General features: G+C 74.9%; 20 protein-coding genes and 1 CRISPR repeat array (1 of these 21 only partly in view). Of the genes, 11 read left to right on the forward strand and 9 right to left on the reverse strand.

The window, feature by feature from the left end:
• Positions 1 to 37: 37 nt before the first annotated feature.
• Both ACFVNO_RS06150 and ACFVNO_RS06155 read right to left on the reverse strand, forming a co-directional pair.
• The gene (locus tag ACFVNO_RS06150) at positions 38 to 883 is read right to left on the reverse strand and encodes an ABC transporter permease (RefSeq protein WP_355255093.1); all 846 of its coding nucleotides are present in this window, start codon (positions 881 to 883) and stop codon (positions 38 to 40) included.
• 22 nt (positions 884 to 905) lie between these two features.
• Positions 906 to 1,895, reverse strand: a complete 990-nt coding sequence (locus ACFVNO_RS06155; protein ID WP_378889824.1) for an ATP-binding cassette domain-containing protein — start codon at positions 1,893 to 1,895, stop codon at positions 906 to 908.
• Between the two features lie 98 nt (positions 1,896 to 1,993).
• Here ACFVNO_RS06155 and ACFVNO_RS06160 point away from each other — a divergent pair, with 98 nt between their 5' ends.
• A complete protein-coding gene (locus ACFVNO_RS06160; RefSeq protein ID WP_355255087.1) occupies positions 1,994 to 2,788 on the forward strand; it encodes a TetR/AcrR family transcriptional regulator in 795 nt (264 codons plus the stop codon).
• Positions 2,789 to 2,834: 46 nt separating this feature from the next.
• Here the strand turns inward: ACFVNO_RS06160 and ACFVNO_RS06165 are convergent, their stop codons facing one another.
• The 3 genes from ACFVNO_RS06165 to ACFVNO_RS06175 all read right to left on the reverse strand — a co-directional run bounded on the left by ACFVNO_RS06165 (position 2,835) and on the right by ACFVNO_RS06175 (position 7,976).
• Complete coding sequence (locus ACFVNO_RS06165) at positions 2,835 to 4,037, reverse strand: JmjC domain-containing protein (protein ID WP_355255084.1); 1,203 nt, start codon at positions 4,035 to 4,037, stop codon at positions 2,835 to 2,837.
• A gap of 214 nt (positions 4,038 to 4,251) precedes the next feature.
• Positions 4,252 to 6,444 carry a prolyl oligopeptidase family serine peptidase gene (locus ACFVNO_RS06170; RefSeq protein ID WP_355255081.1) on the reverse strand — a complete coding sequence of 731 codons (2,193 nt, stop codon included), beginning with the start codon at positions 6,442 to 6,444 and terminating at the stop codon, positions 4,252 to 4,254.
• Positions 6,445 to 6,758: 314 nt separating this feature from the next.
• Positions 6,759 to 7,976 (reverse strand): sn-glycerol-3-phosphate ABC transporter ATP-binding protein UgpC, encoded by a 1,218-nt coding sequence (locus tag ACFVNO_RS06175; protein ID WP_355255992.1) that lies wholly within the window; start codon positions 7,974 to 7,976, stop codon positions 6,759 to 6,761.
• A gap of 688 nt (positions 7,977 to 8,664) precedes the next feature.
• Here ACFVNO_RS06175 and lnt point away from each other — a divergent pair.
• The 8 genes from lnt to ACFVNO_RS06215 all read left to right on the forward strand — a co-directional run bounded on the left by lnt (position 8,665) and on the right by ACFVNO_RS06215 (position 17,196).
• Positions 8,665 to 10,224 carry an apolipoprotein N-acyltransferase gene (gene lnt, locus ACFVNO_RS06180; RefSeq protein ID WP_355255078.1) on the forward strand — a complete coding sequence of 520 codons (1,560 nt, stop codon included), beginning with the start codon at positions 8,665 to 8,667 and terminating at the stop codon, positions 10,222 to 10,224.
• 111 nt (positions 10,225 to 10,335) lie between these two features.
• Positions 10,336 to 10,902: an FxsA family protein gene (locus tag ACFVNO_RS06185; RefSeq protein ID WP_355255075.1), complete on the forward strand. Its 567-nt coding sequence runs from the start codon at positions 10,336 to 10,338 to the stop codon at positions 10,900 to 10,902.
• 206 nt (positions 10,903 to 11,108) lie between these two features.
• Positions 11,109 to 12,116: an aldo/keto reductase gene (locus ACFVNO_RS06190; RefSeq protein ID WP_355255072.1), complete on the forward strand. Its 1,008-nt coding sequence runs from the start codon at positions 11,109 to 11,111 to the stop codon at positions 12,114 to 12,116.
• 220 nt (positions 12,117 to 12,336) lie between these two features.
• Entirely contained in the window at positions 12,337 to 12,912 is a 576-nt protein-coding gene (locus ACFVNO_RS06195; protein WP_355255069.1) for a (2Fe-2S)-binding protein, read from the forward strand.
• The gene (locus tag ACFVNO_RS06200; RefSeq protein ID WP_355255066.1) at positions 12,912 to 13,913 is read left to right on the forward strand and encodes a xanthine dehydrogenase family protein subunit M; all 1,002 of its coding nucleotides are present in this window, start codon (positions 12,912 to 12,914) and stop codon (positions 13,911 to 13,913) included. The genes ACFVNO_RS06195 and ACFVNO_RS06200 overlap by 1 nt, the downstream gene beginning before the upstream one ends.
• Positions 13,910 to 16,159, forward strand: a complete 2,250-nt coding sequence (locus ACFVNO_RS06205; protein ID WP_355255063.1) for a xanthine dehydrogenase family protein molybdopterin-binding subunit — start codon at positions 13,910 to 13,912, stop codon at positions 16,157 to 16,159. The genes ACFVNO_RS06200 and ACFVNO_RS06205 overlap by 4 nt, the downstream gene beginning before the upstream one ends.
• 66 nt (positions 16,160 to 16,225) lie before the next feature.
• The gene (locus ACFVNO_RS06210) at positions 16,226 to 16,549 is read left to right on the forward strand and encodes a nuclear transport factor 2 family protein (RefSeq protein ID WP_355255061.1); all 324 of its coding nucleotides are present in this window, start codon (positions 16,226 to 16,228) and stop codon (positions 16,547 to 16,549) included.
• A gap of 107 nt (positions 16,550 to 16,656) precedes the next feature.
• Positions 16,657 to 17,196 (forward strand): suppressor of fused domain protein, encoded by a 540-nt coding sequence (locus tag ACFVNO_RS06215; protein WP_355255058.1) that lies wholly within the window; start codon positions 16,657 to 16,659, stop codon positions 17,194 to 17,196.
• Positions 17,197 to 17,200: 4 nt separating this feature from the next.
• On the opposite strand, the gene ACFVNO_RS06220 is transcribed toward ACFVNO_RS06215, so the two are convergent.
• Together ACFVNO_RS06220 and ACFVNO_RS06225 are read right to left on the reverse strand one after the other, a co-directional pair.
• The gene (locus ACFVNO_RS06220) at positions 17,201 to 17,677 is read right to left on the reverse strand and encodes a nucleoside deaminase (protein WP_378889836.1); all 477 of its coding nucleotides are present in this window, start codon (positions 17,675 to 17,677) and stop codon (positions 17,201 to 17,203) included.
• An 82-nt stretch (positions 17,678 to 17,759) separates the two neighbouring features.
• A complete protein-coding gene (locus tag ACFVNO_RS06225; protein WP_378889838.1) occupies positions 17,760 to 20,303 on the reverse strand; it encodes an HAD-IC family P-type ATPase in 2,544 nt (847 codons plus the stop codon).
• A gap of 515 nt (positions 20,304 to 20,818) precedes the next feature.
• Between ACFVNO_RS06225 and ACFVNO_RS06230 the strand changes: the two genes are divergently transcribed.
• A complete protein-coding gene (locus ACFVNO_RS06230; protein WP_355255052.1) occupies positions 20,819 to 21,610 on the forward strand; it encodes an NRDE family protein in 792 nt (263 codons plus the stop codon).
• 76 nt (positions 21,611 to 21,686) lie between these two features.
• Here the strand turns inward: ACFVNO_RS06230 and ACFVNO_RS06235 are convergent, their stop codons facing one another.
• Together ACFVNO_RS06235 and ACFVNO_RS06240 are read right to left on the reverse strand one after the other, a co-directional pair.
• Positions 21,687 to 22,319, reverse strand: a complete 633-nt coding sequence (locus tag ACFVNO_RS06235) for an MBL fold metallo-hydrolase (RefSeq protein WP_355255049.1) — start codon at positions 22,317 to 22,319, stop codon at positions 21,687 to 21,689.
• A complete protein-coding gene (locus ACFVNO_RS06240; RefSeq protein WP_355255046.1) occupies positions 22,316 to 23,401 on the reverse strand; it encodes an S-(hydroxymethyl)mycothiol dehydrogenase in 1,086 nt (361 codons plus the stop codon). Before ACFVNO_RS06240 ends, ACFVNO_RS06235 begins: the two co-directional genes overlap by 4 nt.
• Positions 23,402 to 23,671: 270 nt before the next feature.
• Between ACFVNO_RS06240 and ACFVNO_RS06245 the strand changes: the two genes are divergently transcribed.
• Entirely contained in the window at positions 23,672 to 24,742 is a 1,071-nt protein-coding gene (locus ACFVNO_RS06245) for an alkene reductase (RefSeq protein ID WP_355255043.1), read from the forward strand.
• Positions 24,743 to 25,162: 420 nt separating this feature from the next.
• Positions 25,163 to 26,116: a CRISPR direct-repeat array (repeat unit 29 nt; unit sequence GTCAGCTCCGCGCACGCGGGGATGGACCG) (it continues 294 nt past the right edge of the window).

Below are 26,116 nucleotides of genomic sequence, written 5' to 3' on the forward strand. Positions count from 1 at the left end.
CCGCCCACCCGGCGGAGGAGTGGTGCGCGCACCACCCTCAGCGGCTCAGCGCCCGGAAGCGGCGCAGGGACAGCGGGACGCACAGGACGAGCAGGGCCGCGGGGATCGCCACGGCCAGGAGCCCGGCGTGGTCGGCGGGCCAGGAGTCGGAGGGCACGCCCGCGTTGCCGAACAGCCCGCGCAGGGCGGAGACGACCGCCGACAGGGGGTTCCACTCGGCGATCGGCGCCATCCAGGAGGGCATGGCGTCGGCGGGCAGGAACGCGGTCGAGAGCATGGTGAGCGGGAACGCCAGCGGGTAGACGATCATGCTCGACGCGTCGGGGTCGGGCATCACCAGGCCCATGAGGACTCCCAGCCAGACCAGGGACAGGCGGAAGAACAGCAGCAGCCCGATCGCCAGCACGGCGTCGGCCGGGCCGTTCTCGGCCCGCCAGCCCAGCAGCAGGCCCACCGGGAGCAGCAGGGCCACCTCCAGGCAGGCGCGCACCATGTCGGCGGCGGTGCGGGCGGTCAGCAGCGAGACCGGGGACATGGGCATGGACCGGAAGCGGCCCATCACCTCGCGGGAGACGTCGCGGGCGGTGCCGGTGGCGCTCCCGGCCACGCCGTAGACCATCACCATCGCCAGCATCGCCGGGACGAGGAACTCGCGGTAGCTCCCGGCCCCGTGCCCGGACATGACCTCGTCGAAGAGGAAGCCGAACAGCAGGACCATCACGACGGGCATGACGACGGCGATGCCCGGCTCGAAGGGGCTGCGCACCATGTGCAGGAGGTTGCGCCGGGTCAGGACCAGGGTGTCGGACAGGACCTTGCCGCGGCGGGCGGCGGCGGGCCGGGCCGGGGCGGCGCCGGGCGGGGTGTCGAGGACGGCGGTCATCGCGGATCACTCCAGAGGGGTCTCAGGCCGGAAGGGGGCGGGCGGTGCCGGGGCCGGTACCGGCGTCGGCGTCGTGGCCGGTCAGGGCCAGGAACACCTCGTCGAGGCTCGGCCTGCGCACCCCGATGTCGGCGATGGCCGCGGTCGAGCCCTCCAGGGCGCGCACGGCCCCGGTCAGGACGGCCAGGCGGTCGGGGGCGGGCAGGCTGACGCGCTGTTCCTCGCGGTGCACGGTCGCCGGGGCGTCCAGCGCGGTCCCCAGCAGGCCCGCGACGGCGGACAGGTCGGCGGGGTCGCGCACGACCACGTCGAGGCGGTCGCCGCCCACGCGGGAGCGCAGGGCGTCGGGCGTGCCCCCGGCGATGGCGCGCCCGTGGTCGATGACGGCGACGGTGTCGGCGAGCCGGTCGGCCTCCTCCAGGTACTGCGTGGTGAGCACGACGGTGGTCCCGGTCGAGACCAGGGACCGCACCGACTCCCACACGCCCAGGCGGCTGCGCGGGTCCAGGCCGGTGGTGGGCTCGTCCAGGAAGAGCACCCGCGGGCGCTGGATGAGGCTGACGGCCAGGTCCAGGCGGCGGCGCATGCCGCCGGAGTAGCCGTCCGACCGCCGGTCGGCGGCGTGGGTGAGGTCGAAGTGCTCCAGCAGCTCCTCGGCGCGTTCGCGGGCGGCGCGCGGGTCCAGGCCGTACAGGCGGGCGAACATCACGAGGTTCTCCCGGCCGGTGAGCAGTTCGTCGACGGAGGCGTACTGGCCGGTCAGGCCGATGGCGGCGCGCACCCGGTCGGCCCGGCGGACGACGTCGTGCCCGGCGACCTCGGCGCGCCCGGCGTCGGGGCGCAGCAGGGTGGCGAGCACCCGGACGGCGGTGGTCTTGCCCGCCCCGTTGGGGCCCAGCAGGCCGAAGACGGTGCCGGCGGAGACCTCCAGGTCGAGCCCGTCCAGGGCGCGGGTCTCCCCGTAGTCCTTGCGCAGTCCCTCGGCCCGGACGGCGGGGGGTTCGGCCGACATTGGTGTACCTCCTAAACTGTTTATGTGACACACTTATTGGTGTAAGTAATACACAGTTCTAGGATGGTGTCAACGACGACCCCGACGACTGGTGGCCCATGACGACCGAGGACGAGCGCAAGAGCCGGATGGCGCGGGATGTGGAACTGCTCTGGGGGCTGGACACGGCGCCCGCCCGGCGCGGTCCCAAGCCCCGCCTCAGCCGGGAGGCGGTGGTCCGCGCGGCGGTCGCCGTCGCCGACACCGAGGGCATCGAGGCGGTCTCGATGCAGCGGGTGGCCAAGGAGCTCGGCTACACCACGATGTCCCTGTACCGGCACGTGGACAGCAAGGAGGACATGCTCGTCCTCATGCTCGACGCCGCCATGGACGGCGAGCCCCCCGGCCCCCGCGAGGACGGCGACTGGCGCGCCGGCCTGGAGGAGTGGTGCCACCGCGCCATCGACATGTCGCGCGCCCACCCCTGGTCGGTGTACGTCGGCATCTCCGGGCCTCCCAGCGGGCCCAACGGCCTGCGCTGGATGGAGTCGGGCCTGCGGGAGCTGGTCGCCTCGGGCCTGGACATCGGTGAGGCGCTCCAGATGCTGGTGCTGCTCTCGGCCGTCACCCGGGAGACCGCGCGCCTGGAGGCGGACATGTCGCGCGCCGCCCGCGCCGCGGGGGGCACCATGGTGGACAGCGAGCGCGACTACAGCCTCGGGCTGCGCAGGGTGGTGACCGCCGAGCAGTTCCCCACCATCGCCCGCATGCTCGAGGAGCACATCCTCGAAGAGGAGGCCGGGGAGGCCGACGAGCGCTCCGGCGGCCCGGCGGAGGAACTCGACTTCGGCATCCGCCGCATCCTGGACGGGATCGAGGTGTACGTGCGGGCCAAGCGGGCGGGCGGGACGTGACGGGGGCGGTGCCGCGCCCGGCGCGGCACCGCCCCCGTCAGGCGGTTCAGCGGATGAGGACCAGGTGGTGGCGGGCCAGCACCGACACCACCTGCGCGGCCCGCTCCGGCGCCGTGCCCGCGGCCCCGGCCAGCTCCGCCACCGTCAGCGACCGCCGCTCGGCCAGCACCCCCAGCACGTCCTCGACCTCCGCCGGGAACGTGTACCGGCGGCCGCCCACCGACAGGGCGACCCGGTCGCCCTCGCGGGCCGCCGGCGGCGGCAGGATCGGCACGAACTCCACCCGGGCGTCCGGCCCCGGCACGCCCTCCTCCACCGGCCAGGGCAGCGAGAACGACGTGCGCCGCGGGAACCGCGCGTCCCGCTCGGCCAGGAACGCGTCCAGGTCGGCCTCCTCGGCCAGCTCCGCCAGCCGCGCCGCCAGCTCCCGCCGGTGCTTGCGCCGCACGTCCGGGTCGGCGAACCGGGGCAGGTCCCGCCGGAACGCCTCCTCCTCGAACAGCCGCCGCACCAGGGCCTCGGCCCAGTCCACACCGGTCGCCCGCGTGAACCCGAACGTCAGGTGCAGGCTCACGTCGCCGGTCCCGGTCACCGTGTGCCACCAGCCCCGGGGCACGTGCAGCACCTGCCCGGGCCGCAGCACCCCTTCCCACACCACCTGGAGTTCGCCGTCGGCGTCCCGCGGCGGGGTGTGCGCGTGGTCCACGTCGTTCTTCATCGGGTGGGGGCGCGACCCGGGGCCGTGCACCTGCCAGTGCTTGGTCCCCTCCACCTGCACGATCACCGTGTCGTGGTCGTCCCAATGGGTGTCGAACCCGCGCGACTCGCCCCAGATCAGGTACATGTTGGCCTGCACGCGCTCGCGCACGAGCCGCATCAGGTCGTCGGAGGCGGCCGCCACCGGCGGGTGCATCCGGTCCAGCCCGTCCAGCACCAGGCTCGCCCCGGCGCGCAGCTCCCGGTACAGCGCCTCGGGCCGCACCACCCGGCGCGTCACCCGGGAGGCCGTCCCCACCTCGGTGTACCGGTCCACCGGGACCGGGGAGCCGTCCCTGTGCAGCCGCAGCCGCGGCGGCTCGGGGGCGCACGCCGCCAACAGGGCGTTGAGGTCGTCGAACGTCACCAGGGAGCGCACCGCGTCCGCGCCCAGGTCGGCGAACACGAACTCCTCCGACAGCCGCGCGGTCAGGGCCTTCCGGCCCACGGCGCCGCACAGCCCTTCACTGAACAGGTGGCCGGGATCGGTCACTGGGTTCCCGCCTTTCAACGGCGAAGGGGCCCGCCCGGCCCGGACACGGCCGGACCGGGCGGGTGCGGATGGGATCAGATGAAGTCGGAACTGGAGTCGGTACCGTCGCTGTCGCCGCCCGCGGTGATGTCGCGGGAGGTCACCTCGGCCAGCTCCTCGACCTCGACCTCGATGGGGTCCATGTGCCGCACCTCGCTTTCCGTGTGGGTTTCCTCTAGGACCAGGGCCGGCCCCGCGCCGGGCGGCGCGGCGACAGCCCCGTTCGGTGGGCCGCGAACGCGTGCGCGTCCGCGGCGAGCCCCACCGCGCGGCCGACCGCGCGCGGGCCGTGCCCGACGTCGCGCTCGTACCGCAGCAGGGCCGGTGGCCGCCCGTCCTCGGGCCGGGCCGCCGCCAGCAGCGCCGCGCACATCTTGCGCGGGTGGGCGGCGTCGGTCCGGGTGTCCCCGGCGAACCCGGTGAGCAGCACGCTCGGGTACCGCAGTCCCGGCGTGCGCACCGCGCCCTCCAAGACCCGGTGGTAGGGCGAGTAGGACATCAGGGCGGCGAAGTCGTCGGGGTCGGCGACGGTCCCGAACTCGCGGGTCCACATCCGCCCCAGGCCCAGGTGCTCGAACCGGGCCATGTCGGCCAGCGGCGCCGAGGCGATCACCGCCGAGCACAGGTCGGGCCGGGCCGCGGCGGCGGCCAGCACCAGCAGCCCGCCGGCGGAGCCGCCGGACAGGCACAGCCCCGAGCGGACGCACAGGCCCCGGGCTACCAGGGCGTCGGCGGCCGCCACCAGGTCCTGCACCGCGCGCGGCTTGCCGCGCCCGGCCCCGGCCAGGTGCCACTCGCGGCCGATGTCGCCGCCGCCGCGCACGTGCGCCACCGCGTAGCGCCCGCCCGAGGCCAGCCAGGCCAGCACCGTCGCGCTGAACCCGAACCGGCGCGGACGGCCGAACCCGCCGTAGGCGTGCAGCAGCGTCGGCAGCGGCTCCGCCGGCCGCCCCGCCCCGGAACCGGGGGGCGGGGCCTTCGCGGCGGCGCCGCGCGCGGTCAGGACGGTGACGGGCACCCGGGTGCCGTCGGCCGAGCGGCACCACAGCACGGTGCGCTCCACCTCCGGCGCGGGCGGCGGTGCGGCGGCCCCGGCGGGCCAGGGCAGCGGGCGGGCCGAGCCCGGGGCCAGGCGCAGCACGCGCTGCTGGGCGGTGACGTCGGCGTAGCCCAGGTACACGGCCCCGTCGGGAGCGGCGGCCGGACCGCTCACCATGCCCTCGCCGGGCAGGTCGACGGTGCGCGCCGGGGCCCCGGTCCGGGCGTCGTGCACGGTGGCGGAGTCGATGCCCAGCCGGGTGCGCACCACCAGCAGCTCGGGGGCGTCGGCGGTGCCGCAGGGGGCGAACGCGTCCAACGTGCCGCCCTCCTGCTGGGGGACCACCTCGCGCCAGTGCTCCGGCCCGGGCCGGTCCGGGTGCGCGGCGCAGATCCGCCGCCAGGGGGCGTCCAGGGTGGTGCGCAGGTACAGCAGCCCGTCCGGGCCCAGGTCGGCCTCGGTCTCGGCCTCCACCCCCACCTGGACCGGCCGGAAGTCCGGCGCCTGCGGCGGCCCGGCCTCCAGGTCGGCCAGCCACAGGTCGGTGCGGTGCCCGGTGCCGTGGCTCTCGGTGAACAGCAGCAGCCGCCCGCCCAGGACCCGCACGCCGGGCACGGTCCCCGGCCCCGAGCAGGCCCGCACGAACGCCTCGGTGCCGTCGGCGGCCCGGCGCAGCCACACCCCGCGGGTGCCGCCCTCGTCGTCGCGCCGCACGTAGTAGAACGCGGGCGGGCCCTGCGGCGTCCAGGCCACGTGCGAGTAGCGGACCCCGCGCACCGGCGGGCCGATCGGGATGCCGTCGGCGGTGCGCAGCACCTGGAGGACGCCGCGCTCGACCCCGCCGGTGGAGGTCTGCACCGCGACCAGGCGCCCGGTGGGGTCCGGCTCCCAGGCGTCCAGGGTGGTGCGTCCGCTGGGGTCGGCCGCCGCCGGGTCGTAGACCACCCGGGCCCGGTCGGCGCGCACCGCGGCGGCGGCCGCGGCGGTCCCGGCGGGGAGGCCGGCGGGGACGTCGAAGGCGACCAGGCGCGGGTGCTCGGCCCCGGACGGGCGCACGGTGGCCATGACGAGCCCGGGGCGGTGCACCGGCGCCGACCACAGGTCGGCGTCCAGGTGGAAGCGGATGCGCTCGGCGAGCCGGTCGCGCAGCGGCCACCCGGCGGCCTCGCGGGCGTGGTCGCGGGCCCGCTCCTCCAGCCACCGCAGCGTCCGCGGGTCGTCGGCGGACTCCAGCCATCGGTAGGGGTCCGGCACGGGGCGGCCGTGCAGGGTGTCCACGACGGACGAGGGTTCGCGGACGAGGGCGACTCCGGGGGCTCGGTTGCGCACCCTCACATCGTTCGGCTCGCCGTGTCGGACGGTCAAGAAAGAACCGGCTCACCCGGAGGTGACACGGGCCTTGCCAGAAGGTGAGGTCCGCAGGCCGGGACGGTGGCGGACCGCGCCCCCCGGGATTCGGACCGACCCTATCCGCGCGGAACGGGGTACCGGTGCGGACGGAAGCGGGAGGAGGGCGGCGCACGTGAAAGGGCGGCGCCCCGCTCGGAGCGGGGCGCCGCAGGGCAGGGGTGTCAGGTGCCGGGCGTCAGTGGCGAGAGGACCGCCCGGCCACCTCGGGAGTCGACACCCCGTCCGAGTCCGCGTCAGACGTTGTCCGGGTGGCCGATGGCCAGGCCGGTCTCCTGGTCGAAGAAGTGCAGCTGGCTGACGTCGACCGCGAGCGTGATCGTGCTGCCCGGGCGCACCTGGCTGCGCGGGCTCACGCGGGCGGTGAAGAACGAGCGGTTCGCGCCCAGCGGCAGCGCGGCGTCGCCGTCGGAGTCGTCGCCCGCGGCGTCCTTGGCCAGGGCGGCGGCGTCCTCGTGGCGGACCGGCGGGGCGTCCACCGTGAAGATCACGTTGATCTCGGTGCCCAGCTCCTCGGTGACGTCCGCGGTGACCTGGATGCGCGGGTCGCCGTTGCCGTCGAGCTCGGCGTCGCTGAAGTCCGACGGGCGGATGCCCAGGATGATGTCGCGGCCCAGGTACTCGCGCAGGTTCGGGCGGGAGTCCAGGACGGAGGCGGGGACCGGCAGGGTGTGCTCGGCGAACTTCAGCACCGCGCCGCCGCCCTCGGAGGTCAGCGAGGCGTCCACGAAGTTCATGGCGGGGGAGCCGATGAACCCGGCGACGAACAGGTTGACCGGGGCGTCGAACAGGCGCTTGGGGGTGTCCACCTGCTGGAGGCGGCCGTCGCGCAGCACCGCGACCCGGTCGCCCAGGGTCATGGCCTCGATCTGGTCGTGGGTGACGTAGACGGTGGTGACGCCCAGGCGCTCGTGCAGCTGGTTGAGGGAGGCGCGCATCTGGACGCGGAGCTTGGCGTCCAGGTTGGACAGCGGCTCGTCCATGAGGAAGGCCTGCGGCTCGCGGACGATGGCGCGGCCCATGGCCACACGCTGGCGCTGGCCGCCGGAGAGGGCGCCGGGCTTGCGCTTGAGGTAGGGCTCCAGGCCCAGCATCTCGGCCGCCTCCTGCACGCGGCGGGCGATCTCGGGCTTGGGGACCTTGCGCAGCTTCAGGCCGAAGGCGAGGTTCTGCTCGACGGTCATGTGCGGGTAGAGCGCGTAGTTCTGGAAGACCATCGCGATGTCGCGGTCCTTGGGCGGGCGGTCGTTGACGATCTCGTCGCCGATGACCAGGGTGCCGGCGGAGATCTCCTCCAGGCCCGCGATCATGCGCAGCGCGGTGGACTTGCCGCAGCCGGACGGGCCGACGAGCACCATGAACTCGCCGTCCTCGATCCGCAGGTTCAGGTCGTCGACGGCTTTGACGCCGCCGCCGTAGATCTTGTCGACGCCCTCGAGGACGATCTCCGCCATGTCTGTGCTCCGCTGCATCGGGTCGGGGGTGACAGGGGTCTCGTGGCCGTCGACCCGGGTCACCCGGACCGGTTCGTGTTCGGGTTGATCGAACCGGACTGCTTTGCTGATCACATCAGACAGGATTCTGATCGAAAAGTCCATAGTCGGATCGGAGTCGATCTGATTGCGGTCAGACTGAAACCCGGAGTGCTCAACTGGCATGGCGGCCCCAGGTGCGTTAGCCTGTCCGACGGTTCACCACTTCCTCCCCGACGGACACTCTGCGGGGCCGCCACGACACGGCGGCCGGGTTGAGGCATCCGGTTGGGGAGTCTGGGTAACCTAACGACCAGTCCAGCACTGGACGGACCGGTTGTGCGGCCCCCACTCGTCCGATCGGACGCTGCATCACGCGCCAGGTGCAGCCGGGATCGGGTGAGGGGCGGAAGTAGCGCGACCGGGCGGGGGGTTGGACCCGGAAAAGGCCCGAACATCCAGTAGACAACGGTCTTCCGAGCTCGCCGCCGACGGGACGGAGCCGGTCCGAAGGGTGGCTCGGGCCTTTTCCGCGTCCCCCCAATATGCTGACCGCACACCCTCACCACACCTGCGGAAAGCGAGACCCCACGTGGTCACCGAACACACGGAGCGGGGCGGGGCCCCCGCCGCCGGCCCCCAGGCGCCCACGGCGCCGGTGAGAGGCCCAGTGGCCGGCGTCCTCCCCCTCGGTCACCGCTGGGGACGGTACGACCTCCTGTGGCGCGTCCTCGCCGCCGCGGGCTCGGGCCTGGCCCAACTGCTCGCCCTGCCCCCCTACGGTCTGTGGTGGCTGGGGCCGCTGAGCGCCGCACTGCTCCTCTTCGCCGTCGCCGGGGCCCGGATGCGCCGCGCAGCCTGGCTGGGAGTCCTGTCCGGGGCCGCCCTCATGGTCCCGCTGGTGCGGTGGCAGGACGTGTTCGGCACCGACGTGTGGCTGCTCATCGCCGCCGCCGAGACCGTCTACTACCTGCCCATGGCCATGGGCATCGCCCTGGCCGCCCGGCTGCCGGGCTGGCCGGTGTGGACCGCCGCCCTGTGGGTCGCCCAGGAGGCCGTGCGCGCCCGCTGGCCGCTGGGCGGCTTCCCCTGGGGCAAGCTCGCCTTCGCCCAGCCCGACACGCCCTTCTCCGGATACGCCGCCCTGGGCTCCTCCGCGCTGGTGACCTTCGCCGTCGCCCTCACCGGCGGCCTGCTGCTGTGGGCCCTGCTGCGGGTCGTCGCGCGCGGCCCGCGGGCCGGCCTGCCCGCCGCGGCCCTCGCCCTGGCCGCCGCCGCGGCGGTCGTGCTCTGCGGCACCGTCGCCCCGGCCGTCGGCCGCCCCCCGGCGGGGGAGACCGTCACCGTGGGCATGGTGCAGGGCAACGTGCCCAACGTCGGGGAGATGTCCATCGCGGGCGAGCGCATGCAGGTCCTGCGCAACCACGCCGACGGCGTGCACGAGCTGGCCGGGGCCGCCCGCGCCGAGGGCACCGGACTGGACCTCGTCCTGCTGCCGGAGAACGCCAGCGACATCGACCCCTTCCGCGACCCGGCCGCCCGCGAGATCATCGACGCCGCCGCGGCCGACGCCGGGGTGCCCCTGCTGTGGGGGATGAGCCGCTTCAACGACGACGGCACCCGGTACGTGTCCAGCGTGGTGTGGGACCCCGAGACCGGGCCGGGGGAGATCTACGACAAGCGCTTCCTGGTGCCCTTCGGCGAGTACATCCCCTACCGCGACTTCTTCACCCGGTTCGTGCAGCGCCTGGAGCAGGTCAGCTCCGACGCGATCCCCGGCACCGAGCCCGGCGCCGTGGAGATCGGCGGCACCACCCTGGCCGTGGGCATCTGCTTCGACGTGGCCTTCGACGCGCCGGTGCGCGAGTCCGTGGCCGCGGGCGGCGGGATCATCGTCATCCCCACCAACAACGCCAACTACAACTTCACCGGCCAGTCCGACCAGCAGCTCGCCATCACCCGGCTGCGCGCGGTCGAGCACGGCCGCCCCGCCGTGGTGGTGTCCACCAGCGGCATCAGCGCGGTCGTGAACCCCGACGGCACGGTCGCCTACCGATCGCCCGAGGCCGAGGCCGACATCCACATCGCCGAGCTCACCGCCGCCGACGGCCCCACCCTCGCCACCCGGCTGGGCGCGGCCCCCGAGGCGCTGCTGGCCGCCGTGGGCCTGGCGGCCGTCGCCGTCGCGGTGGTCGCCTCCCGCAGGGCCCGCGGGGCCCGCCCGGAGTGACCCGCGCCCGGAGGCGGACGGCGGCGGCCGGGGAACCATGCGGGCCGGCGGGGCGTTCTTCCCGGTGAGGGAGGACCTCACCGGCCCGTACGACCCCGAGGATGGTTCCGTATGCCGATCCTGACAGTGCTCGCACTCATGGCGCTGCCCTTCGTCGAGGTGTGGCTCATGATCGTCGTCGGCGGTTGGATCGGCGTCCCATGGACGCTGGCCGCGCTGGTCGCCCTCATGGTGCTGGGCGTGGCGGTGCTGCGCCGGGCCGGGACCCGGGCCTTCCGCGACGCCGACGAGGCGCTGCGCTCGGGGCGGCAGCCGCGCGGCGGGCTGCTCGACCCGCTCATGCTCATGGCCGGCGGCGTCCTGCTGGTGATCCCGGGCTTCCTCACCGCGGCGGTGGGCCTGCTGCTGGTGCTGCCGTTCACCCGCCCCCTGTTGCGCTGGGCGTTCGCCGGCTGGGCCCAGCGGCGGATGCGCCGCATGCAGGACCGCATGGAGGAGGAGCTGCTGGCCCAGGGCGTGCGGGTGCCGGGCCAGGGCCCCTTCGGGCAGAGTCCCTTCGGGCAGAGCCCCTCCGGCGGCGCCGGGGCCGGTGCCGCCCGAGGGGAGGAGCGCCCCGCGACCTCGCGCGGCCGGGTCATCCAGGGCCGCTTCGAGCCGGAGGACGACACGAAGGACTGACCAGACCACCCTCCCTCCCGGTCCGCCGGGAGCGACGGGGCCCGCCGAGCGTCCGTCCCTCGGCGGGCCCCGTCCCGTGTCCGGACCCCCGCTTGGTATCGCTGATAACAGAAAACTGTTTCCCTTGGTTTGTATCTCTGATATCGTTCACTTGTTATCAGCGATACCAACGGGTCCGTCCGCGACCCGTCGGCGAAGGGAAGCGCATGAACCAGCGCACGCTCGGCACCACCGGCCCCACCGTCTCCGCCCTGGGCCTGGGCACCATGGGCATGTCCGACCTGTACGGCCCGGCCGACGAGGCCGAGGGCATCGCCACCGTCCACGCCGCCCTGGACGCCGGGATCACCCTGATCGACACCGGCGACTTCTACGGCGAGGGCCACAACGAACTCCTCATCCGCGACGCCCTGCGCACCCGCTCCCGCGACGACGCCGTCATCAGCGTCAAGTTCGGCGCCCGCAAGCAGCCCGGCGGGGCGTTCCAGCACGCGCCCTACGACACCACCCCGGCCGGGGTGAAGGACCGGCTCGCCTACACGCTGCGCCGCCTGGGCACCGACCACGTCGACATCTACCGGCCCGCCCGCCTGGACCCGGGTGTCCCCATCGAGGACACCGTCGGCGCCATCGCCGAGATGGTGCGGGCCGGGTACGTGCGCCACATCGGCCTGTCCGAGGTGGGGGCGCAGACCCTGCGCCGGGCCGCCGCCGTCCACCCCATCGCCGACCTCCAGATCGAGTACTCCCTGTTCTCCCGGGGCATCGAGGCCGACATCCTGCCCACCGCCCGCGAGCTCGGGATCGGCGTCACCGCCTACGGGGTGCTCTCCCGCGGCCTGCTCTCCGGCCACTGGAGCCCCGAGCGGGCCCTGGCCGCCGGTGACTTCCGCGGCCACAGCCCCCGGTTCCAGGGGGAGGAGCTCGCCGCCAACCTGCGCCTGGTCGAGGGGCTGCGCGCCGTCGCCGACGGGCTCGGCGCCACCGTGGCCCAGGTCGCCATCGCCTGGGTCGCCTCCCGCGGCGAGGACATCGTCCCGCTGGTGGGCGCCCGGCGCCGCGACCGCCTGTCCGAGGCCCTGGGCGCGCAGGACGTGAAGCTCTCCGCCTCGGACCTGGCCGCCATCGAGGCCGCCGTCCCGGCCGGGGCGGCGGCGGGCGACCGCTACATGGCCGCCCAGATGGCGTTCCTGGACAGCGAACGGCCGGCCTGACCGCGACCGGCCCCCGGGGCCCGGGGGCCGGTGTTTTACCCGACCTTGGCGCCCCGTGGACGCGGCGGCGGACCGAACGGTGCGAGCATCCACAGAGATCGAGAACACGGCGGCCGTCACCCGCCCGTGACGGGCGGCGGCCGCCGCGTGCACGTCCGCGCCCGAGGGGGAGCCCCATGTCCGCCGTCCGATCCGCCCGATCCGCCGCCGGGAGGGCGTCATGACGCCCCGCGAGCCCGGCCGCACGGGCACCGCCGTCCCCACCGTCCCCCGCCAGGCCGCCCGCGCCGAGGAACGCGGCGACCTGGGACCCGGACCGGTCGACGTCCTGCTCACCGTCAACGGCACCCGTCGCGGGGTCGCCGTCGAACCCCGGGTCAGCCTGCTGGACGCCCTGCGCGAGCGCCTGGGCGTGACCAGCCCCAAGAAGGGCTGCGACCAGGGGGCCTGCGGCGCCTGCACCGTCCACGTCGACGGCCGCCGCGTGCTCTCCTGCCTGACCCTGGCCGTGGCCTGCGCGGGCCGGGAGATCACCACGGCCGAGGGCCTGGCCGACGGCGACGAACTGCACCCCGTGCAGCGCGCCTTCGTCGAGGAGGACGCCTTCCAGTGCGGGTACTGCACCCCCGGGCAGCTGATGTCCGCGGTCGCCCTGCTGGAGGAGGGCCACACCGGCGACGACGCCGAGATCGCCGAGTGGATGAGCGGCAACCTCTGCCGCTGCGCCGCCTATCCCAACATCCGGCGGGCCGTGCGCAGCGTCCGCGACGGCGCCGGAGCGGAAGGGGACCGGTGATGCGGCCCTTCGCCTACACCCGCGCGACCGACGTCGACGCCGCCATCGCCGAGGTCGCCCGGGACCCCGGCAGCGAGTACCTGGCCGGCGGCACCACCCAGGTCGACATGCTCCGCATCGGGGTGGCCCGGCCGCGCCGCGTCGTCGACATCAACGACCTGCCCATCGCCGCCGTCGAGGAGCCGCCCGGCGGCGGGCTGCGCCTGGGCGGACTGGCCCGGATGAGCGACGTGGCCGCCCACCCGGCGGTCCGCGAGCGCTACCCCATGGTGGCGGAGGCCCTGGAGAAGGGCGCCTCGCCCCAGCTGCGCAACATGGCCACCATGGGCGGCAACCTCATGCAGCGGGTCCGCTGCGCCTACTTCCGCGACGGCGACCGCGCCTGCAACAAGCGCGCGCCCGGCAGCGGCTGCGCCGCGATCCCGGGCGTCAACCGCGACCACGCCGTGCTGGGGACCAGCGATCACTGCATCGCCACCCACCCCTCCGACGCGGCCGTGGCCCTCACCGCCCTGGACGCGGTGGTGCGGCTGCGCGGGCCGGCCGGGGAGCGCTCCGTCGCGTTCGACGACTTCTTCCTGCTCCCGGGGGACACCCCGGACCGCGAGCACCCCATCGGACACGGCGAGCTCATCACCGGCATCGACCTGCCCGACCTGCCGATGGCCCGCGCCTCCCACTACCTCAAGGTGCGCGACCGGGAGTCCTACGAGTTCGCGCTCACCTCCTGCGCCGCGGCCCTGCGCATGGACGGCGACGCCGTCGCCGAGGCCCGCATCGGCCTGGGCGGGGTCGCCACCAAGCCCTGGCGGGCCCGCCGCGCCGAGGACATCCTGATCGGCGCCCCGGCCACCGCCGAGGCGTTCGCCCGCGCCGCAGCGGCCGAGATGGCCGACGCGGTCCCGCGCTCCATGAACGGCTTCAAGATCGCACTGGCCGAGAGGACCATGGTCCGGGCGCTGACCACCGTCGCGTCCCGTATCGCAGGAGGGGCGGCATGACCATTCCACCGCAGATCGGCCGGGGCATGGACCGGGTCGACGCCCGCGCCAAGGTCACCGGCGCCGCCCGCTACTCCGCCGAGCACGGGCCGCCCGGCACCCTGCGCGCGGTCCTGGTGGGCGCGCGGATCCCCCGGGGCCGGATCACCGCGATCGACACGTCCGCCGCCCGGGCCGCCGAAGGGGTCGCCGCCGTCCTGAGCCACCTGGACCTGCCCCGGGTGGCCGAGGCCCCGCACCTCATCCCGTCGCTGGCGGGCACCACCGCGCACGGGCAGAGCTTCTTCCCGATGCAGGACGACCGGGTCCACTACGCGGGCCAGCCCGTCGCCCTCGTGGTCGCCGACACCCTGGAGCGCGCCGAGTACGCCGCCGGGCTGGTCGACGTCTCCTACGAGGAGGAGCCCTGGGTCGCCACCCTCGCCCAGGGGCGCGGGGACGCCTACGAGCCCGAACGGATCTTCGGCGGGTTCGCCCCCGGCCGGATCGAGCGCGGCGACGTCGAGGCGGGCCTGGCCCGCGCCGACGTGCGGATCGAGAACACCCACCACTTCGCGGCCAACCACCACAACCCGATCGAGCCGTCCGCGACCACCGCCGTGTGGGAGGGCTCCGGGCTCACGCTGTACGACTCCACCCAGGGGCCCACCGCCACCCGGCTCACCGTCGCGCAGCTGCTCGGCATCCCGCCCTCGGACGTGCGGGTGATCAGTGGGTTCGTCGGTGGCAGCTTCGGCTCCAAGGCCATGGTCTGGGCGCACCCCACCCTGGCGGCGATGGCCGCCCGGCACGTGCGGGCGCCGGTCACCCTGGCGCTGAACCGCGCCCAGACGTTCACCAACACCGGGCACCGCGAGGAGCAGGAGCAGACGATCACCCTGGGGGCGACCCGCGACGGGCGGCTCACCGCCATCCGGTACTCCAAGACGTCGCCCACCTCGCCCTTCGACGACTGGGCCGAACCGTCCATGGGGGCGGTGAACCGCATGTACGCGTGCCCCGCCTTCGAGGGCGCGCACCACCTGTTCGAGGCCGCCACCATGACGCCGACGTTCATGCGGGCGCCCGGCGAGGCCACCGGCGCGTTCGTCATCGAGACCGCGATGGACGAGCTCGCCCACGAACTGGGCATGGACCCCATCGAGCTGCGGCTGCGCAACCACGCCGACCTCGACCCCGAGAGCGGGAGGCCCTGGTCCAGCAAGGGTCTGCGGGAGTGTTACACGCTGGGCGCCGAGCTCTTCGGCTGGGCCGACCGCGACCCGGCACCGGTCACCGGCGCCGCCCGCGACGGCCACTGGGTGCTGGGCACCGGCATGGCCGGCGCCATCTACCCGGTGGTCGGGGTCTTCAACCCGCAGAGGGCCCGCGCCCGCGTGTACGCCGACGGGCGCGCCGTCATCGAGACCGGCTGCTCCGACTTCGGCACCGGCGCCGGCACCGTGCTGCGGCAGGTCGCCGCCGACGCCCTGGGCCTGGAGGCCGAGGCCGTGACCGCCCACTACGGCGACACCGACCTGCCCACCACCGTCGCCGCCGTCGGCTCCGCGGGGGCCGGGGCGATCAGCGCCGCCGCCCACACCGCCGCCACCGCCCTGCGCGAGCGGCTCGTCGCCCAGGCCGTCGCCGACCCCGGCTCGCCCCTGCACGGCGCCGACCCGGCCGCCGTCCGGGTGTCCGGAGGCCGCATGGTCCGGCCCGACACCGGGGCGGGGGAGACCTACGGGGAGATGCTCGGCCGCCACATGACCTTCGACGCCGAGGCCCTGGGCGAATGGGCGCCGCCGGAACAGGGGGAGTACGGGACGGCCACCTTCGGCGCCCAGTTCGCCGAGGTCGCCGTCGACCCCGACCTGGGGCTGGTCCGGGTGCGCCGGATGCTCGGGGTGTTCGCCCCGGGCCGGGTCCTCAACTACAGGACCGCCCGCAGCCAGCTGATGGGCGGCATGCTCTGGGGGCTGGGCCAGGCGCTGCTGGAGGCCACGCACATGGAGCCGAACCGGGGGCGCTGGCTCAACGCGGGCCTGGACGGCTACCTGGTCCCGGTCAACGCCGACGCCCCGGACGTGCGGGTGGAGATGATCGAGGTCGAGGACCGCGCGGTCAACCCGCTCGGCGTCAAGGGGGTCGGGGAGATCGGCCAGGTGGGGATGGCCGCGGCCATCGCCAACGCGGTCTTCCACGCCACCGGGCGCAGGTTCCGCGACCTGCCCATCACGGTCGAGGCGGTCATGGCCCCGGCCTGAACGCGGTCGCGGGGGAACGAGGCCGTGCCCGGAGCCGCATCCGGGCCCGAACACGAAGGAGACGATGTGAGCACGCAGATCCCCGAGCCGGTGGCGACGTTCTTCGACCGGGTGAACGCCCACGACGAGGCCGCCCTGGACGCCTTCGCCGACGACGCCGTGGTGGACGACTGGGGGCGCGAGTTCCTGGGCCGGGAGGAGATCGCGGCCTGGAGCGCCAAGGAGTTCATCGGCTCCAAGGGGGTCCTGGCCGTGGAATCGGTCGAGGACACCCCGGACGGGGTCCGGGTCGTGGGGGACTGGCGGTCCAACCACGCCAACGGGCCGAGCGAGTTCACCTTCGCCGTCGACGGCGACACCATCACCCGCATGACCATCCGCGAGGGGTGAGCGCACCGGCCGTCCCGCGCCGCCGTGCGGGGCGGCCGGTGTGACAACCGGGCGGCGGGCACGGTAGAACGGCACCGGTCCGGTGGAGCACGACGGCGGGAGCAGCGGTGGGCGCAGGGGCGGGGACGGCGGAGCTGGAGGAGCACCTGCGCGGGTTCTGGCCGGGGCGGGAGCTGGAGCCGGTCGCCCGGGAGGACGGCCCGGTCCTGGAACGGCTCCCGGACTTCGCCGCCTACCGCGTGGCCCAGGGGAGCGGGTGGAACTACGCCACGGTCGGCGCCTCCGCCCTGGGCGGCCTGGAATTCGTGCTCATGGCTCCCTCCGGGACCGACGACCACGCCGAGACGCTCGCCGCGGTCGCCCACTTCAACTCGTTCGAGGAGTACCGGGTCGACGCCGGCTCGGTCCTGCACCTCGGCCGCCCCTGGACGGGAGGCTCCCGCATGGAGCACCTGCTGGTCAGCCCGCCCTACCCCTACGGGCCGCTGCTGGAGCAGGCCCCCGGCGGCGTCCGGTACCTGTGGCTGCTGCCCGTCCACGCCGCCGAGGCCGAGCTGGTCCTCGCCGAGGGCCCGGAGGCCTTCGAGGAGCTCCTGGAGGCCGAGGGCGTCGACATCCTCGCCGCCGACCGCCCACCCGTCGTCTGACCCGTCAGGAGCGGTCCGCGAAGCGGGCGTGGAGGGCGCGGACGGCCTCGGCCAGCTCGGGGACCGGGCCCTCCATGGGCACGTCCGGGGCGACCTCGGTGACCGGCAGCGGCCGCACCGGGCCGGGCGGCAGCCCCCAGGACTCCCGCCACGCGGTCAGCTGCTCCGACGAGCTCGCGTACACGATCCGGCCCAGCCCCGCCCAGGCGTGCGCCGCTGCGCACATGGGGCAGTGCTCGCCCGAGGTGTACACCGTCGCCGCCGCCCGCTCCTCCACCGGCATCCGGGACGCCGCCCACTGCGCGATGGCCAGCTCCGGGTGGCGGGTGCCGTCGCCGCCGGAGACCTCGTTGTGGCCCTCGAACAGCACCGTCCCGTCGGCCGCCACCAGCACCGAGCCGAACGGCTCGTCTCCGGCGTCCAGGGCCTCCCCGGCCAGCTCCACCGCCCGGCGCAGGTGCCGCAGGTCGGTCTCGTCCATGGGTTCCTCCTCCTGTTCCCCCCGACCGTACACACGGCGACGGCCGTGCCGCCCCCCGGGGCGACACGGCCGTCCGCGTCCGTCAGACCGGGGTCGGCTCGCGTTCGGCCTCCTCGGCGGCCCGGGCCTCGGAGCGGGCCATCGCCCGGTCGTCCACCACCCGGATCACCGTGATCACCGCGATCGCCACGCCCGCCACCGCCAGGCCGGTCAGCAGCTTGCCGGGCTGGCTCACGTCCAGGTCGAAGAACCACCGGCCCAGCGGGGTCGCCATCGCCAGGGTCAGCAGCCCCACCATGGACCCCACCAGCACCACCTTCCACCACACGTACGGCTTGGCCACCAGCAGCAGCACCCACAGCGTCGTCGTGCACAGCGTGATCACCACCGCCGTCCGGTCCGCCGGGTCGGGCACCGTCCGCCCGCCCAGCACCAGCAGGTAGGTGGTCACCGCCGCCAGCCCCGCCACCATGCCCGAGGGCACCGCCAGCCGCAGCGTCCGCGCCACGAACCCCGGCCGGGCGATGTCGGTGTTGGGCGCCAGCGCCAGGAAGAACGACGGGATGCCGAACGTCACCGCGTTGATCAGCGTCGCGTGCCGCGGGAAGAACGGGTACGCCACCGCCAGCAGCCCCACGATCGTCGCCATCACCATCGTGTACACGGTCTTGGTGAGGAACAGGCTCGCCACCCGCTCGATGTTGCCGATCACCCGGCGCCCCTCGGCCACCACCCGCGGCAGCACCGCGAACCGGTCGTCCAGCAGCACCAGCTGCGCCACCGACCGCGACGCCGGGCTGCCCGAGCCCATCGCCACGCCGATGTCGGCCTCCTTCAGCGCCAGCACGTCGTTGACCCCGTCACCGGTCATCGCGACCGTGTGCCCCCGGTCGCGCAGCCCCTTGACCATGTCGCGCTTGCGCTCGGGGGTGACCCGGCCGAACGCCGAGTGGTCGTCCACCCGCAGCCCCAGCTCCGCCGGGTCCTCGGGCAGCTCCCGGGCGTCCACCGGCCGGTCCGCGCCGGGCAGCCCCAGCTCCCGGCCCACGGCGCCCACCGAGGCGGCGTGGTCGCCGGACACGATCTTGACGTCCACCCCCTGCTCGGCGAAGTAGTCCAGGGTGGGCCCGGCGTCCGCGCGCACCTTCTGGTCCAGCACCACCAGCGCCACCGGCTCCACCTCGCCGGGTGCCGCCGGGTCGTCCACCCGCAGCGGGGTGCGGCCCAGCAGCAGCACCCGCAGCCCCTGGGCGCCCAGCCGGGCCGCCTCGGAGGAGGCCGCGTGCCCCGGGGCGAGCACGTCCGCCGCGCCCAGCACCCAGTTCACGTCGCCCTCGGGGGTGCGGAACCCCATGCCGCTCCACTTGCGCGCCGACGAGAACGCCGCCTGCGCCGTGGGCTCCCAGTCCGGGGCCCGGTGCCCGCCGGCCCGCACCCCCTGGGCGATCGCCGCCATGCTCGCGTTGGGGTCGTGGTCGTGGGCGGCCAGCGCCGCCAGCACCTCGGTGGGCGCGGGCCCGCCCGCCGTGCCGCCGCCCAGGTCGCGGATCTCCGCCATCTTCATGCCGACCTCGGTCAGCGTCCCGGTCTTGTCCGTGCACACCACGTCGACCCGGGCCAGGCCCTCGATCGCGGGCAGCTCCTGCACCAGGCACTGGTAGCGGCCCAGCCGGATCACCCCCACCGCGAACGCGATGCTGGTGAGCAGGATCAGCCCCTCGGGGATCATCGACACCAGGGCCGCCACCATGCCGCGCAGCGCGTCGGCCAGCGGGCCGGAGATCTGCCCGCCCGCGGTGCCCTCGTCCAGGGTGACGTGGCCGCCCATGAACAGCTGGCTGTAGATCAGCAGGCCGCCGATGGGGAACAGGGCGTAGGTGATCCAGGTGAGGATCCGGTTGATGCCCGAACGCAGCTCCGAGTGCACCAGGGAGAACCGGCTCGCCTCCTCGGCCAGCCGCGCCGCGTACGCGTGCCGGCCCACCTTGGTGGCGCGGAACCGACCGGTGCCCGCCACCACGAAGCTGCCCGACATCACCGTGTCGCCCGGCTTCTTGACCACGGGGTCGGCCTCGCCGGTCAGCAGCGACTCGTCGACCTCCAGGCCGCCCGACCAGGTGACGGCGCCGTCGACCACGATCTGGTCGCCGACGCCCACCTCCAGGACCTCGTCCAGGACGATCTCCTGGGCGGACACCCGCACCACCGCGCCCTCGCGCACCACCCGGGGGCGGGCCGCGTTGACGATGGCGAGCTTGTCCAGGGTCCGCTTGGCGCGCAGCTCCTGGACGATGCCGATCAGCGTGTTGATGAGGATGACCATCGCGAACAGCCCGTCCTGGACGGGGCCGATCACGGCGATGATCGCGAAGAGCACCGCGATCATCGCGTTGATGCGGGTGAACACGTTGCCGCGGATGATCTGGGCGACGGTGCGGCTGGCCCGGACGGGGACGTCGTTGGTCCGGCCCGCGGCGACCCGCTCGGAGACCTGGGACAGGGACAGTCCGGGTTCCTCCGGCGGCCGGGAGGGGCCGGTCGAGAGCGGGGACGGCCGCTCCGGGGCGGCCTCCGCGCCGCCGGGGCGGTCGTGGTTGTCGGGCACACGTGCTCCTGCGGATGACATGGACGGTGCGCGCCCGGGCCGGTCGGCGGTCCCGGGACGCCCCGAGGAGGGACCTCGGGAGTGGGGGAGGGACACAAGACTAGAAGATCGGTGACGCAGGACGCAGTCGTGCCCGCTCCCGGACGCGGGTGGGGGCGGCACCACGCCCGGAGCGGGTGCCCGGACGCCGGTGCGCGGGGAACGCCCGCGGGGCGCGCGGGAGGCGGGCGGGGAGGGTGGGACGGCCGGGCCCGCGGCGCGGGCGGCGGAGAGGCCGGGGGAGGACGCCGGGAGCGGAGGCACCGGGGGCCGGAGGTGGGGCGCGGGATGCCGGGGGTGCGGGGTGCGGCTGCCGGGGAGCGCGGATGCCCGGGCGGACGCCCGGGTGCGGGCGGCCGGGTGTGGGCGCCCGGGGAGCGGGGTACGGGTCCGGTCCGGGAGCCGCGGTGTACGGCCCGGGTGAGTCCGGGTACCGTGTTCCCAGCCTTCGAGGTCCCACCGCGGGGACCCGGAGAGACGGGTAGGTAGAGGTCCACATGTGCACCGTCATCGTCGGTTTCGACCCCGACGCCGACACACCCCTGGTCATCGCCGCCATCCGGGACGAGATGCGCGACCGCCCCTGGGACGGGCCCGGGCGCCACTGGCCGGAGCGGCCGGGGTTCGTCGGCGGACGCGACCGCCTGGCCGGCGGCACCTGGCTGGCGGTGGACCCGGGCCGGCCCCGCACCGCCGCGCTGCTCAACGGGTGGCCCTGGGACGGGAAGATGCCCTGGGAGGGCACCTACCCGGCCAGCCGCGGCGAACTGCCGCTGCGCGCCCTGACCCATCCCGTCCGCGACCCGCTCCAGGGCGAGGACCCGACCCTGTACGCGCCGTTCCACCTGCTGGACGCGGACGCCCACCACGCCGACCTGTACAGCTGGGACGGGCGCTGCCTGGACACCCGGCGGATCCCGGCCGGGGTGAGCGTCATCGTCAACACCGGCCTGGACCCGGCCGACCCGCGGGCGGCCCGGCACACGCCCGAGTTCGCGCGCACCCGCCCGGACCCGCGCCTGGCGGCGGCCCGCACGCTTGAGGAGGTCTGGGGGGAGTGGCCGCGGCTGATCACCGAGGCGGCCAAGGCCGCGCCGCGTTCGGCGGGCCTGGACGACAGCGGCGACCCCGGCGGCCTCATCGCCCACGCCGACCTGGGCGGCGGGAAGGTGTGGGCGACCGGGTCGGTGACCCTGCTGGCGATGGACCGGGACACGGTCCGCTACGCCTTCACCTCCGACCCGGCCGACCCGGGCGCCTGGGCCATGGTGGACACCGCCTCAGGCTGAGGCGGGGCCGGACCCGGCCCCGCCCCGGGCGAAGAGCGGCCGCGGGCGCCCACCGCCTGTCGGCGCCCGCGCCCGGTCAGTGCCCGCGCTCGATCCACTCCTTCAGGTGCGGGGCCTCCTCGCCGATCGTCGTGGGGTCGCCGTGCCCGGTGCGCACCACCGTGTGCGGCGGCAGCCCCAGCAGCCGGTCCCGGATCGATTCGATGATCGTCGGGAAGTCCGAGAACGACCGTCCGGTGGCCCCGGGACCGCCCCGGAACAGCGTGTCCCCGCTGAACACCGTGCCCAGCCCGGGCGCGTACAGGCACACCGCGCCCGGCGTGTGCCCCGGGGTGTGCAGCACCCGCAGCACGGTCCCCGCCACCGTGATCTCCCGCCCGTCGGCCAGCGCCCCGTCGGGCTCCCGGTCGGGGTGGACCATGTCCCACAGCACCCGGTCGTCCGGGTGCAGCAGCACCGGCGCCCCCACCGCGTCCGCCAGCGCGGGCGCCGCGTCCACGTGGTCGTTGTGGGCGTGCGTGCACACGATCGCCACCACCCGGCGCCCGCTCACCGCCGCCGCGATCGCGTCGGCGTCGTGCGGGGCGTCCACCACCAGCACCTCGGAGTCGTCTCCGACCAGCCAGACGTTGTTGTCCACCTGCCACTCGCCGCCGTCCAGGGCGAACACCCCGGAGGTGACCAGGTGCTCCACCCGCGCGCCGCTCACAGCACCACCACCGACCTCAGCACCTCACCGCGTTCCATCCGGGCGAACGCCTCCTCCACCTCGTCCAGCGCGATCCGCTCGCTCACGAACCCGTCCAGGTCCAGTCTCCCCTGCAGGTACAGGTCCACCAGCACCGGGAAGTCCCGCGAGGGCAGGCAGTCGCCGTACCACGACGACTTCAGGGCGCCGCCCCGGCCGAACACGTCCAGCAGCGGCAGGTCCAGCCGCATGTCGGGGGTGGGCACCCCCACCAGCACCACCGTCCCGGCCAGGTCGCGGGCGTGGAACGCCTGCTCGTAGGTCCGCGGCGTGCCCACGGCGTCGATCACCACGTCCGCCCCGAACCCGCCGGTGAGGTCGCGGATCGCCTGCACCGGATCGGTCTCGGCGGCGTTCACCGTGTGGTGCGCGCCGAAGCCCCGCGCCCACCGCAGCTTGCGCTCCTCCACGTCCACGGCGATGATCCGGTGCGCCCCGACCAGGCTCGCCCCGGCGATCGCGGCGTTGCCCACGCCGCCGCAGCCGATCACCGCCACCGAGTCGCCGCGGGTGACGCCCCCGGTGTTGACGGCCGCGCCGATCCCGGCCATGACACCGCAGCCCAGCAGCCCCACCGCCGCGGGGGAGGCCTGCGGGTCCACCTTGGTGCACTGCCCGGCCGCCACCAGGGTCTTGTCGGCGAACGCCCCGATGCCCAGGGCGGGGGACAGCTCGGTGCCGTCCTCCAGGGTCATTCTCTGCTTTGCGTTGTGGGTGTCGAAGCAGTACTGGGGGCGGCCGCGCAGACAGGCACGGCACCGGCCGCACACCGCCCGCCAGTTGAGGACCACGAAGTCCCCGGCCCGCAGGTCGGTCACGCCCTCTCCGACCGCCTCCACCACCCCGGCGGCCTCGTGCCCGAGCAGGAACGGGAAGTCGTCGTTGATGCCGCCCTCCCGGTAGTGCAGGTCGGTATGGCAGACCCCGCAGGTGCGGACGGCGACCACGGCCTCCCCGGGACCCGGATCGGGTACCACGATGGTCGTCAGCTCGACGGGCTGCCCCACGGCGCGGGCCACCACGCCCCGGACTCGTTGCGACACGGAGATCGTCCCCTTCCGAACGGTGAGCGTCCGCGAGCGCGCTCGCGGTACCGCCACCCTCGTCCACCGGCCCGCCCGTGTCCACCACCCCACCGCCGGGACGTCACCGGCCCGGGCCGGGGAGGGCCGGGGAGGGCCGGACCGCCACCCCGGCGGTGACGCGTCCGGACGCTCCCCGTACCCTCCGAACGGCCGGTCCGGGGCGCTCCGGACCGGCCGACGGGAACGGCCCCGGCCGAGACGTACAGCCCCCCAGGAGACAGAGAGAACATGCCGACACTCTTCGAGGCGTCGACCATCGGGTCGGCCCGGACGACGAACCGGATCGCCATGGCGCCCATGACCCGCAGCCGGGCCACCCCCGAGGGGCACGCGACCGACTCCATGGCCCGGTACTACGGCCAGCGGTCGACGGCGGGCCTGATCGTCACCGAAGGTGTCCAGCCCAGCCTCACCGGCCAGGGCTACCCGGACACGCCCGGCCTGCACACCGCCGAGCAGGCCGAGAGCTGGAAGCCGGTCGTCAAGGCGGCCCGGGCCGACGGCGCGCTGTTCTTCGCGCAGCTCATGCACGCCGGCCGCGTCGGCCACCCGGACGTCCGCGGCCTGCGGCCGGTCGGCCCGTCCGCCGTGGCGGCGCCGGGACAGATCTACACCCCCACCGGCCGCAAGGACCCCGTGGTGCCGCGCGAGCTCACCGCCGGGGAGATCCGCGGGGTGATCCGGGAGCACGTCGACGCGGCCCGCAACGCCCTCGCGGCGGGCTTCGACGGCGTCGAGGTGCACGGCGCGAACGGCTACCTGACCCAGCAGTTCCTCTCGACCAGCGCCAACCTGCGCACGGACGAGTGGGGCGGGTCGGTGCGCGGGCGCATCAGGTTCGCCGTCGAACTCGTGCGCGCCCTGGCCGACGCCCTCGGACCCGGCCGGGCGGCGCTGCGCGTGTCCCCGGCGAGCACCTCCCAGGGGATCGAGGAGGGCGACCCCCTCGCCCTGTACACGGCCCTGCTGGAGGAGCTGCGCGAGGTCCCGCTGGCCTACCTGCACGTGGTCGAGGCCCCGGGCCGCCGCGACCTGACCCGCGCGCTGCGCGCGGCGTGGCCGCACACCCTGGTCCTCAACCCCCACCGGGACAAGGAGCCGCTGCCGCCGCACGAGGCGGGGGCCGACGCCCTGGCGGACGCGGGCGCCGACCTGGTCTCCTTCGCCTCGGCCTTCCTGGCCAACCCGGACCTCCCGGCCCGCCTCGCCGCCGGGGGACCGTACAACCGGCCCGACCGCGCCACCTTCTACGGCGGCGACGACCGCGGCTACCTCGACTACCCGCCCTTGGGGGCGTAGGTCCTGGGCCACTGGCGCCCCCACCCCTTGAGCCCCCGAAGCCCCACGTGCGATGGTGTCAGGGGGCGGTCGGCACCCGCCGGACCCCCGCGACGCGGAGCCGACGCCCCGCGTCGCCCCAGTTCATCAACTGTCAGCCCCGCCCACGCGGGGATGAACCGTCCATGATGACGAACGGACCGGCCGCGCCGGCGTCCGCCCCGCGCACGCGGGGATGAACCGGGCCGCACCCGGTATGCGCACCTGTGCCTGGGGTCTGCTTTGCCTACCTGCTCTTGGACGAGTCGCGTTCCAGCCAGTTGTACATCCTCGCTTTGAGCTGGTGGGGTCCGCGTGCGACAGTGTTCAGGGCAGCGAGTGTACGTGCCAGATCTTTCATAACGCGGAGATAACGCTCCGCGTTTCTCCAGGTCGTTAACTGTCAGCTCCGCGCACGCGGGGATGGACCGGCGATCACAGCGCGGTCGGTCGATTCCAGGCCGTCAGCTCCGCGCACGCGGGGATGGACCGACACCTCGCGGGGTGTCTCAGAGACACCCAACGTCAGCTCCGCGCACGCGGGGATGGACCGAGAGCAGGAGACAGCCATGGCATCCGTCGACGTCAGCTCCGCGCACGCGGGGATGGACCGCCAGCTCCGGCTCTATATGGCACCGAGTCCGTGTCAGCTCCGCGCACGCGGGGATGGACCGTCCGATGACCCACCCGACCAGGCGGACGATCCGTCAGCTCCGCGCACGCGGGGATGGACCGGGGTCCGGAAACGCCGAAGGCCCCTCTCCCCGGTCAGCTCCGCGCACGCGGGGATGGACCGGCCAAGATCGTGCAGATCGCGGCCCGCAGGGAGTCAGCTCCGCGCACGCGGGGATGGACCGCTGGAGGCCAGATGAGCAAGTACGGCGACATCGTCAGCTCCGCGCACGCGGGGATGGACCGTCCGTCCGGCGGGTGAACCCCAAGACCGGGGAGTCAGCTCCGCGCACGCGGGGATGGACCGTCGACCACCGCGGCCGCCTCCTCGATGAGCAGGTCAGCTCCGCGCACGCGGGGATGGACCGCTCAACGTCCTCGGGCACGCCGTCCTCGCGCTGTCAGCTCCGCGCACGCGGGGATGGACCGCGCATCAGCCTGTTCGTGGAGCGCCACCAGCCGTCAGCTCCGCGCACGCGGGGATGGACCGGGGGCGCCGGCCACCGACGAGTTCCGCCAGGCGTCAGCTCCGCGCACGCGGGGATGGACCGCCCCTCGGCGGGTCCTTCCAGATCGACCGTGTGTCAGCTCCGCGCACGCGGGGATGGACCGATTTTGCTGCCCGCCGGTGCGGTGGCTTCCTGGTCAGCTCCGCGCACGCGGGGATGGACCGGCCACCAAGCT

It is taken from the genome of Nocardiopsis sp. NPDC057823 (genome assembly GCF_042797335.1).
Taxonomy (GTDB): Bacteria; Actinomycetota; Actinomycetes; order Streptosporangiales; family Streptosporangiaceae; genus Nocardiopsis; species Nocardiopsis changdeensis.

What these genes read in the sequence shown, in the direction of transcription:
- ACFVNO_RS06150 (WP_355255093.1), bottom strand. Translation starts at nt 883, where the DNA reads ATGACCGCCGTCCTCGACACCCCGCCCGGCGCCGCCCCGGCCCGGCCC.
- ACFVNO_RS06185 (WP_355255075.1), top strand. Translation starts at nt 10,336, where the DNA reads ATGCCGATCCTGACAGTGCTCGCACTCATGGCGCTGCCCTTCGTCGAG.
- ACFVNO_RS06245 (WP_355255043.1), top strand. Translation starts at nt 23,672, where the DNA reads ATGCCGACACTCTTCGAGGCGTCGACCATCGGGTCGGCCCGGACGACG.
- ACFVNO_RS06160 (WP_355255087.1), top strand. Translation starts at nt 1,994, where the DNA reads ATGACGACCGAGGACGAGCGCAAGAGCCGGATGGCGCGGGATGTGGAA.
- ACFVNO_RS06155 (WP_378889824.1), bottom strand. Translation starts at nt 1,895, where the DNA reads ATGTCGGCCGAACCCCCCGCCGTCCGGGCCGAGGGACTGCGCAAGGAC.
- ACFVNO_RS06225 (WP_378889838.1), bottom strand. Translation starts at nt 20,303, where the DNA reads ATGTCATCCGCAGGAGCACGTGTGCCCGACAACCACGACCGCCCCGGC.
- ACFVNO_RS06220 (WP_378889836.1), bottom strand. Translation starts at nt 17,677, where the DNA reads ATGGACGAGACCGACCTGCGGCACCTGCGCCGGGCGGTGGAGCTGGCC.
- ACFVNO_RS06175 (WP_355255992.1), bottom strand. Translation starts at nt 7,976, where the DNA reads ATGGCGGAGATCGTCCTCGAGGGCGTCGACAAGATCTACGGCGGCGGC.
- ACFVNO_RS06200 (WP_355255066.1), top strand. Translation starts at nt 12,912, where the DNA reads ATGCGGCCCTTCGCCTACACCCGCGCGACCGACGTCGACGCCGCCATC.
- ACFVNO_RS06205 (WP_355255063.1), top strand. Translation starts at nt 13,910, where the DNA reads ATGACCATTCCACCGCAGATCGGCCGGGGCATGGACCGGGTCGACGCC.
- ACFVNO_RS06230 (WP_355255052.1), top strand. Translation starts at nt 20,819, where the DNA reads ATGTGCACCGTCATCGTCGGTTTCGACCCCGACGCCGACACACCCCTG.
- ACFVNO_RS06190 (WP_355255072.1), top strand. Translation starts at nt 11,109, where the DNA reads ATGAACCAGCGCACGCTCGGCACCACCGGCCCCACCGTCTCCGCCCTG.
- ACFVNO_RS06195 (WP_355255069.1), top strand. Translation starts at nt 12,337, where the DNA reads ATGACGCCCCGCGAGCCCGGCCGCACGGGCACCGCCGTCCCCACCGTC.